Origin of the sequence: Bradyrhizobium sp. NBAIM03 (genome assembly GCF_020194055.1) — a bacterium.
GTDB classification, from domain to species: Bacteria; Pseudomonadota; Alphaproteobacteria; order Rhizobiales; family Xanthobacteraceae; genus Bradyrhizobium; species Bradyrhizobium yuanmingense.
In genome coordinates, this window is the sequence record NZ_JADYVS010000058.1 from 1 (window position 1) to 9,322 (window position 9,322).

General features: G+C 58.2%; 7 protein-coding genes and 3 pseudogenes. 3 read left to right on the forward strand and 7 right to left on the reverse strand.

Features of this window, described 5'->3' with window-relative positions:
• The coding region (locus I6F21_RS36985; protein WP_225184312.1) for a hypothetical protein at nt 1–368 on the forward strand (368 nt) is incomplete at its 5' end.
• Between the two features lie 912 nt (nt 369–1,280).
• Here I6F21_RS36985 and I6F21_RS36990 read toward each other — a convergent pair.
• From I6F21_RS36990 to I6F21_RS37000, 3 genes and pseudogenes are all read right to left on the reverse strand, one after another.
• Nucleotides 1,281–1,538 (reverse strand): annotated as a pseudogene (locus I6F21_RS36990) (transposase); the annotation flags it as partial.
• Nucleotides 1,492–1,866, reverse strand: coding sequence for a hypothetical protein (locus tag I6F21_RS36995; RefSeq protein WP_225184313.1), 375 nt, complete (start codon nt 1,864–1,866; stop codon nt 1,492–1,494). The pseudogene I6F21_RS36990 and the gene I6F21_RS36995, both read right to left, overlap by 47 nt.
• Before the next feature lie 68 nt (nt 1,867–1,934).
• Nucleotides 1,935–2,525 (reverse strand): hypothetical protein, encoded by a 591-nt coding sequence (locus tag I6F21_RS37000; protein ID WP_225184314.1) that lies wholly within the window; start codon nt 2,523–2,525, stop codon nt 1,935–1,937.
• A gap of 15 nt (nt 2,526–2,540) precedes the next feature.
• On the opposite strand from I6F21_RS37000, the pseudogene I6F21_RS37005 reads away from it, so the two are divergent.
• Nucleotides 2,541–2,675: pseudogene (locus I6F21_RS37005) on the forward strand (transposase); the annotation flags it as partial.
• A gap of 714 nt (nt 2,676–3,389) precedes the next feature.
• Here I6F21_RS37005 and I6F21_RS37010 read toward each other — a convergent pair.
• Nucleotides 3,390–3,683: pseudogene (locus I6F21_RS37010) on the reverse strand (integrase core domain-containing protein); the annotation flags it as partial.
• Nucleotides 3,684–4,436: 753 nt separating this feature from the next.
• Between I6F21_RS37010 and I6F21_RS37015 the strand changes: the two are divergent.
• On the forward strand, nt 4,437–4,733 hold the full coding sequence (locus tag I6F21_RS37015) for a DUF3892 domain-containing protein (protein ID WP_011091022.1): 297 nt from the start codon (nt 4,437–4,439) through the stop codon (nt 4,731–4,733).
• 388 nt (nt 4,734–5,121) lie between these two features.
• On the opposite strand, the gene I6F21_RS37020 is transcribed toward I6F21_RS37015, so the two are convergent.
• The 3 genes from I6F21_RS37020 to I6F21_RS37030 form a co-directional block, all read right to left on the reverse strand.
• Nucleotides 5,122–6,275, reverse strand: a protein-coding gene (locus I6F21_RS37020) for an IS3 family transposase (protein ID WP_225184315.1) whose coding sequence is annotated in 2 segments (ribosomal slippage) — nt 5,122–6,026 and nt 6,026–6,275 — 1,155 coding nt in all. Because the reading frame shifts where the segments join, the coding sequence is not laid out codon by codon here.
• A gap of 1,331 nt (nt 6,276–7,606) precedes the next feature.
• Nucleotides 7,607–7,897 (reverse strand): hypothetical protein, encoded by a 291-nt coding sequence (locus I6F21_RS37025; RefSeq protein WP_146207638.1) that lies wholly within the window; start codon nt 7,895–7,897, stop codon nt 7,607–7,609.
• Between the two features lie 604 nt (nt 7,898–8,501).
• A partial coding sequence (locus I6F21_RS37030; RefSeq protein ID WP_225184316.1) for an HlyD family efflux transporter periplasmic adaptor subunit occupies nt 8,502–9,322 on the reverse strand: 821 nt, incomplete at its 5' end.

A 9,322-nucleotide genomic window follows, 5' to 3' on the forward strand; every position in this document is an offset into this window, starting at 1 on the left:
GACCACATGAGATCCGCGCCGACTTTCCCGCCACGCCCGCCCCACAACACCAAATCGCGTGGCATCAGCAGGGCGCAATCTCACACCGAACACTTATCCACTTTCCGACCGCGCTTCTGAGGCCGGCCCTGTCGAGCGCTGCCGTGCCAGGTTCTGCAGCGGGCGTGCCCTTGGTCTGCGTGGGGAACAAGGCGTTCGTTGCAGGTCAACAAGATTGGCATCACCGTGAATACTTCAACATCGATACGGGCAAAGCCGAAAAGGTGGCTTTAGATGACGCGGTGTTGTTCACGGAATGGGCCGTGGGGAATGTCGTCGACGGAAAATTCGAAGAAATCTACAGATACCCTCTGCCTGGTACTTCTTAAAGAGGAGCGGCAAGCCGCTTGAAGTTCCCCGCCTTTCAATCCGCTGAATCTTCACCAACGGTGCGAGCTGGAATCACTGCTTCCTATCACAGTCAAAGGAAACCTGATATGATCCCTATTGAGGAGTCCTTTATTCGAGCGATCACGTTGCTTGAAGGACCAAAACCCGACCGAGCAACGGGCTGAAATCGTCCCCCCCTGGATACTATTATAGACTATGCACGCGACGATACCGAGGAGCGCCTAGCCCATAGTTTCAAAGCGATGGCCCTGAACCACCTAGACAGTATCGGTCGAGATACGTCGACCATTGTTGAGGAAAAAATGGAGCTGGCTCTGATCGCCGCCCGCAACCAGTGGGGAATAAGATCCGAGCGATGTCCATGCAGGAACGTTGCAACTGGGCAATACGCCGGCCGGTGTCGCGATCAAATAAGCATGAGCGAAGACGACCTCCACCAAAGACATGCACGCAGCGCCATCAGACCAAGCAATAACCTTCGAAGTCACGGCCGGCGCGTGACTGGAAGTCCTTCGATCGAGGAGTTCATGGTCTACTTGTTCGAGCCCGACGGGAATATAGTGCACTGCGTAAGGCTGATTTGCGCGGATGAGGAAGCGGCTAAGCAGCGAGCACAGCAATTAGCCGAGACCAACAGGGTCGAGCTTTGGCAGCTCACTCGCAAGATTGCGAGCTATCCGTCCCGCGCGAACTGAGGCGCTTAGTTTGCGCAATCCGCCGTTCGCCGAAAACGGGCCAGTGACCGATTAGCTATCTGGGAACGCGGCGTGCTGATCTCATTATGGCCTGGCTGCAACCGCAGCCCACTCGCGAGAGGCCGGATACATTTACGCAGACTGTCGAAGTCGGATCGCCCAAGAGCCTTGCACAGGCGGGGCAGACCATACATTTCGGCGGATCACGTCCTGCAGCATCTCCTTGTCGAGCGACAGGTCCGCGACCAGCTTCTTCAGCTTGCCGTTCTCCTCCTCGAGCTGCTTCAGCCGGCGGATCTCGGTTGGCAGCAGACCGTCATACTTCTTCTTCCAGTTGTAATAGGTCGCCTGGCTGATCCCGGCCTTGCGGCAGATCTTCGCCACCGCAACCCCGTCGTTGCCCTGTTTAAGGATGAACGCCTTCTGGCCGTCCGAAACTTTTGAGGCCTTCATGGTCCCCCGCTCCTCCCAGCCGAACGCGAGGGTTGGTGGCGCGTCTGGGGCGGAACGGTTGAGCATCGTCATCCAGAAGACCCGCCAACTCAGGATGCAAAAGAGCGAGATCAGGTTGACGCTGGGCGGTCCTAAGCTTCGACTCCTCAGCTTTGCAGCCCGATTTGAGGATCTTGTGGAACACCTCGATCTTCCATCTCAAACCATACCATTCCAGCTTCTCAATGGCGTCGGTGCGGGAACCAACAGGCAGGTAGGTGATCAGTTTCCAATCGATCTTCTTTCTGTTTTTCGGCGTCCCGCGCTCTTCGGCACGGATCACCGTCAAGGTCAGAGCGGGATAGCGCCTTCTGCTTTCCGATCGGCGGCAGGACGCGAATCTTGCGATACCTAACCTCAAGAATGGCCTGGTCGGGATCGTCGTTGCTGTCTCTGACTTCGATGCGATGGAGCCCTTTGACGGCGACCTCGTCCATTTCGTCGGCGATCGTGTGATCCCCATCTCCAGCCAAGCTGGTCGATGCAGGTCCTGATCAGGAAATGAGTTCCGATCTCCTGTGCTGCGCAGAAAAGCTCGTAGATGTCACTCTCGCGATCACCAATATGGATGCATCGTCCCGGATGATCCAAGAGTTGTGTAGATTGCTTGAGATTTTCCAACCACCGGACGCTTTCCTTTTTCTCGATGGGAATCCAGGTCGGATTGATCTTCTTTTTAAGCGCTGCCGACCCCTTGAATTTCTTCCGGGTCCAGAACTTAACGGCCGCCAACCCCAGCGGCACCCCTTCGATTGTAACCGCGAGGCTCGAATGCATCAGGATGCCGCAAACCGTGTGCGATCTGAGGCGACCTGCCTTATCCCGTCCACTGTTTATGCTTTTGGTGATGCCGATCGCTTCTGACTTTTCGCGTTGATAGCTGAACTCGGTTGTATCGTTGACCTTGCCCCACGGGCTTAATCCAGTTTGAAGTTCGCTCTGGCCCATGACAAGGACCAGAGCATGAAGCGCAGCCGCTTTTCGGACGAGCAGATCATCGGGATTTTGAAGGAGCATGAGGCCGGCGTATCGGTCGCCGATCTATGCCGCAAGCACGGCGTCAGCGACGCCAGCATCTACAAATGGAAGGCCAAGTTCTTTCAGCGTCGAGCCTTGCAACGGAAGCGCGCGGTTTCGTTGCGCCTAGAGTAGAATAATTAACATTGCAACCGTCTAGGTTGTATGCGACCATAGGCTTGGGTCTCAGAAACCAGCATCAGTGGCCATCAATGGGCCAGCGTGCTAACAGCCCCGTTCGGCGGGGACGGTGCGCCCGTGTCCAAGGGCGCCCCAAAAGCACATTGGCCGGTCACGATTACGGTTTCTGAACCCCGGCAGCCAGTCCGCTACCTGCATCAGAGCTAAAAGCAAAATCCATGAACCATCAGCGAATCTCGCGCCGCGTCGTGGCGATCGCTCGCGTCTGTAGTCTCGAAGTTCTGCACGACAACGAAACATCTCAGCAGAGGGCCGACCGGTTGATGGCGCCGCACAAGCGGGGCAACCGTTGTCCGTTGTCAAACGATTTGAGGCTGATTAGGCGGCTGGCGAAAGGAGCGTCGGGCTCCTCAGGGGCTAGAGTTTAAGCGGCCTGCACTCGATGCTGCGAGCGAAGGTTGCGTCTCATCGGCGCCATCCTGCTCGAGCGGCGCCCAAGTTGAGCACCCGCAAGCAAGGGTCGCACGGGCGCATGTCCGTCGTCACGATGATACCCAAGGAAAAGGCGAAGGGGTTTGTTCGCAGGCTCACTGAAGCTCTTTCCGGAAATCATAATCAACCGCCCCGGGTTTGCCGGAGGCCATTTGGTTTAAGTTATGCCGCCATGGCTGGTTGTTCCAGCATGGCGTAGTAGCGTTGCTCGGCTTCGGCCGGCGGGATGTTTCCGATGGGCTCCAGGAGCCGCCGGTTGTTGAACCAGTCGACCCATTCGAGAGTGGCGAACTCGACGGCCTCGAAGCTGCGCCATGGCCCGCGCCGATGGATCACCTCGGCCTTGTAGAGACCGTTGATGGTTTCGGCAAGAGCGTTGTCATAGGAATCTCCGACGCTGACAGACGGCTCGACGCCAGCCTCAGCCAGGCGCTCGGTGTACTTGATGGATACGTACGTTAAAGTGCTGGTCAAGAAAGCTGACGTTTCATCGAAATGACCTTGGCTACCCTACAGGACATGAATTGCCGGAGAGCTGCCTAGTCGAACTCCTTCGCCGCTGATGTTCACGAGTTTAAGTCAGGCCTTGTTGACCAGACCGTCGCCGAAGACCGGGGCTGACCGCCTTTGTCCCCGAGAGAGTCGTGCGGCACTCAACCCTCCCACTCTAGAAGCGCGCGTATGCGTGCAGCGATCCGCCGCGCGTCGTTCGGCCTAAGATTGGGCTTCACGCTGTCGAGGATGCCTAACACTGCCCGAGCCTCCTCGGCATCAAATGTCGCGACTTGGCGATCTGCCAGGCTCAAAGACTGATCGGCCGCCCGGGCCTGATTGGCTGCAAGCACCTCAAGCGCTTGCGACTGTAGGGCCGTGATGTGCCGCTCGAATATATGCATCCTTTGGCCCCATGGTTGGGAGTTAGCGGCCACGTCGCTCGGCGCTCAATCTGAGAGAAGTAGAAGCGCTGTCCCTACCACGCGCGCCGCTAACTCCACCGCCAGCTTCGGGGAGGGAAGAAGGCTGTCGGTAGGATACATCCACCGCAAAAAGCCGTGGCACAACTACCAGAACTGGTTGCCGCATCACAGTCACGGTCGCCTGGCAATGGGGGCGCGACTCGGCGCCGAGAAGGATGCAAGGCACCTACCAGGATTGGTCGGCACACTAACCCACGGCCGAGGTCCACACTGAGGCTCTTTATTCTTGCAGATGGGAGAGACCCGAGTGACCAGCCGCATACGAATTCAATGCATCAACAAGACTGACAGGCAGAACCCTCACGAGCGAATCAAAAACGTTGGCGGAGTAAACCCGGACGGGTCTAGGTGGAAGCAATCCGTCGATCACACGATCAAAGAAATCGAAAACGGTGTATGGGAGTTCTATGTCGAGGAAAAGCGCACGGCCGATGTGATTGTGGCCGTCCACAACGGGCACAAGTACATCAAGACGAAGGCCGATGGCATTCAACCGGACAATTTGCTTTCACTCCCTGAGTGCCCCTAATTGTCGCAAGGATAAAGTTCATTGGCGATCCGGCTGATCAGTAGTATAATTTTGATAGAGCGCCTCCCGAGAGTCACTTGAAAAGGTTGGACGTGTACGCTCCTATCTGCCAGCCTTCCGTTCTGAGGCCAGCCAGTCTGGGAGCGGATCGCTCGATGCGGTCTCCCCGGTAGGCAGACCGGACGCCCGGTCCAGATACCAATCAATCGCCTTGCGATCCCAACGCTGAGTGCCGGGGATAGCCTCCGGTACCAAGCCCTTAACGCGTCCTTGGAGCACCCGCAATAGGCGGCTGCGTTGGCCTTAGTGAGGCCCCGAGGTGCGATCTGATCGGCGCGTAGTATCCGCTCCGAACGTCTGAGCTGCTGCCGGTTTGATGGACACCCGGTTAAGCTAATCCCACCTTGCGCTCGAACTCAACCGGACTGACGTACCCGATCGTCGAATGACGGCGGATGCTGTTGTAGAACCGCTCGATGTAATCGAACACATCTGCTCTGGCCTCGTTCCTGGTACGATAGGTTTTGCGCTCGGTGCGTTCGGTCTTCAGCGACGAGAAGAAGCTCTCCATCGCCGCGTTGTCCCAGACGTTGCCGGATCGGCTCATGCTGCAGACGATGCCACTGTCGGCCATCAGCCTCTGGAACTGTTCACTTGCGTACTGGCTGCCCCGATCCGAGTGATGCATCAGGGCATCCGGCTTGCCTCGTCGCCAGACGGCCATCAACAGGGCGTCGGCAACCAACTGCGCCGTCATGCTGGCGCTCATCGACCAGCCGACCACCCGACGAGAGAACAGATCGATCACGGCCGACACGTAAAGCCAGCCCTCGGCCGTCCAGATGTAGGTGAAGTCGGCGATCCACTTCTGGTTCGGCCGCTCGGCCGCGAACTGCCGGTCCAGAAGGTTCGACGGGACGTTCGCAACCTGACGATCGCCTTCATCCTTCGGCAGACGCCGGCGCCGTGGCCGTGCCCGCAAGGCCTGCAGGCGCATCAGCCGCTCGACCCGGTGCAGGCCGCATTCGACGCCATCAGCCAGCAGGTCCCGCCAGACACGCCTGGCGCCATAGGTCCGGTCGCTGGCAACGAAGCTGGCCTTCACCTGCTGGCCGACCGCTTCGTCGCTTCGGGATCTGGCGCTGGGAGACCGGTTCAGCCAGGCATGAAAGCCCGACCGCGACACGCCCATCGCTTCGCATAGCCATGCCACCGGCCAGATGCCCCGGTGCTTCGCAATGAAGCCGAACTTCATGTCGCTTCCTTCGCGAAGTAGGCAGCGGCCTTTTTTAGGATGTCCCGCTCTGCCTTCAGCTTGTTGACCTCGCGCCGCAGCCGCTCGATCTCCAACTGCTCGGGCTTCATCTGGCCATGGCCGGGAAAGGCCTGCACAGGATCGGAGCCAAACTCCTTCACCCATTTGCGCAATACGTTCTCATGAACGTCCAGGTCGCGGCCGGCTTGCGCCACCGATACCCCGCGCTCCCTGACAAGCTTGACCGCCTCGATCTTGAACTCTCGGCTGAACTTACGTCTCTGCATGACCAACCTCCGGCTGTATGAAACACCCAATCCGGGTGTCCATCAAACCGGCAGCAGCTCAGTCTCAGCTCTGCGGGCGAAGGTTTGTCACGCTGATGATCACCGTCCATTTGGACCTATGGTAGAAGTTAGCGGCAACGTGACTCGGCGCCCGAGCTGGAATTAGAGGCGCTGTCCCTACCACGCCCCGCCAACTTCAACATGGCCAGCGTCAAGCGACTGAAGCTGACGACGGAAAGTATCGTCCGGGAAAGCCCGTGGCGCAACTACCAGGACTGGTCGCCGCCAGGCGCTTGGGCGATCAGTCTCAGCGACCGGAAGCAACGCGGGCACGGCTCGGCGCCAGGTCAGGATAAGAATCGGGCGTTGTCCCTACCGCGCCCGCGCTGCAATTGAGATTAGCGGTGACGTGACTCGGCGCTCTAGCCCCCTCGCGTACACCGGGGCACGCGCTGTCCCTGCCACGCGCCGCTAAGCTCAATGGCTGAGTATTCGGGCTAGCTTTCCAAAAGCTGACAAAGATCCGCGCGGAAAATTTACAAACGAAAAGCGGCCCGCTTGGGCCGTTCCAAAGCTCAATCTGTTGTGGGCAATCATGCAGCCACGCAAAGACGCTCGCTAGACTGTAAGGCCGTGCGACTTCATGGCCGTCAAGCTTAATGGGGTGATCTTCGATAAGATAGAATTGCCCATCGGCTGTTCTGACCATCCGATCTCTTAGCTCAAACCACACGCCCGTCGGCCACCTTTTGTAGGATAGTCGCGTCGCGAAATGGACCGCTTCAGCAATGTCCCGCGCGCGCAAATGCCTTAAAGGCTTAGCCTTTGGTGCCATGATTTCCTCGTCGGCTCAAAAGCCGCGCGGATGCGACTCGGCGCCTTTATCGGCTGGGGGGCTTAGATAGAGGCGCTATCCCTGCCGCATCCGCACTGCCCCGTGAAGTTAGCCCCTCGGATCATAAAGGCTAACCCACACCCTGCTTTCCCGTGAACCTTAACCCGCTGGGAGCTGAAGTGCGGTTTAGCGAGAAAGCCGCCGTGCGTGGCCTACCTAAATTGATAGGCCAGACTGAGCGACTTAACGCCGCTCAGCCTGCCAGTATTCAGCCTCGGTCTTTTGCAGATCGATCAGGCCGCAGACAAAAGGCGTTCGGCCCGCTTACGATCAGCGGCAGCCGCATCACGACGGCGGGTCGGATTGGCGCTCAGCCAATCTATTGCACGCTTACGGCTGATTGGCGTCACGATTTCAGGCACTCGCGGCTCCCACGTCTCTTCGACCAAATAGACTCGCCCGCCCGACCAACCGATTTGTTCGGCCTAGAAGGTTCTTAGTGTTGTTTGAGAGTGTAGGGGCGACGGCGCGTGCGGGAGGCCCATCTATATTGGTCCCAAAGCCGTTGAGCTATGCTCTGGTGCGTGAAGACGCGTTCCCCGCTCTCTTCGATCACCAGCTCGCGAGTAAGCCACTCTAAACGCAGCTCGGCCTCCAACGCGCATTTGCCGTCGCAGATAGCCGCCGCGACGACTTCAATCTGTTCTTCGATAAGATCCCGGAGGACTTGGATGCGGGGTAATGCGTCCATTGTGCTGCTCTCCGGCTGAGAAAAATGGCGGGCCATTTTACGCTCTAAGTTCCGGCTGGCACCTACCAGAATTGGTCGGCCGCCGAAGGGCGCCGCGCCCGCTCTGAACCTTTGATCCCACCTTGCTCATTCGATCAGGCTTTCTGGTCGGATACCGTGCTTGACATCAGGCTTCGGAAGCCGACCAGCTACTTAGGTTGTCAAGCGACGTCCGGATTTAACCCCGTAGCGACATGAAGAAGTGACCCCCTTGTTTGTTTTGGCGGATGTGGAGCAAGCCGCTCGCGGAGCGCGCCCCCATAGCGCCGTAGCGAGCGAGCGGCTTGCTTCAGGGCTTTTTCTCCGATTTAGCTTCTGGCGCGGCGGCCTTCTGCAAAAGCCCGCTACGACAGAAAGCATCGTCAGAGCTTCGAGGATGACGAATCCCAACTGAACAGCGCGTCCGCAGTCCAGTCGAGCGGCGCCAACGTTTCGGTGAAGCGCCAAGCCATATAACGCCAAGACAGTAGGGCAGCCGTCGCCCGGAGAAGAGCGCGCCAATACCACTTCATCGGATTGAGAAACGGAAAGACGGTAAGCCAAAGCCCAATTATGAGGGCGACGCCTGCGAAGGCAGCAACGAGTGGCGACACCAGAAGCATCAGAGCCCGTGCCGCGTTATAAAGCGACGGAATTGTGCGATTGGGCCAGCTGTGAAGATCACGCGTCCAGTGCGTCCAATCGCGCAGCCGAGATCTGCATCTCCCGCAAGATCTGGAACTGTCACAGTGACATCAAAGCGCTGGAGATGTTGCGCACTTGGACCCACAGCAAGATTGTTGTAGAGTGAGGCCGCACCGGATCCGCCAAGGCGGGTTATGGTTCCATTGAAAATACGATCATCTCGAAACAACCGAAATTGCGCAGCCGTTCCCACCGAGAGACCGTCGTAGAGAGATTCGCTGACGCCCGCGGTGACGATCAGGGTACGGCAGTCAACGATCTTGACGAGATCCTGGCCGCGCCGGGCGTATTGGCCATCGTCTATTAGTATGTCCCAGACCAGACCAACGACGCTGGCATTAAGGGTAGCGAAGCTCAAATTATTGACACGAAGACGCTCGGCATCGACTTGCCGGTCGAGCTGTACAATACGTGCTTTCACCTGCTCCTTGTCGACATTCAGCTCGGCCAACCGCTGCTCGAGCTCTCGGATACGTTGGGCCGAGGAGGGAGCGTCGTTATAGGACTCCCCGATGAAGACGCCCTCGCGAGCGGACGTAAGTTCCGTCTCCAAATATTTCACCCGCTGCTGCGTACTCTCCAGCTCTTGCTGCGCGACGTCGTAAGTTGCACGAGCGCGATCCAAATTCGCCGCCGTCTGTACACCACGCGTGCTTAGTTCGTTTGCTCGCTTGAATTCTGCGTCCGCTTGACGAAGGCGTGTGGCCGCAGCGTCCTGAGCTGCTTTCGTTTCGGCAA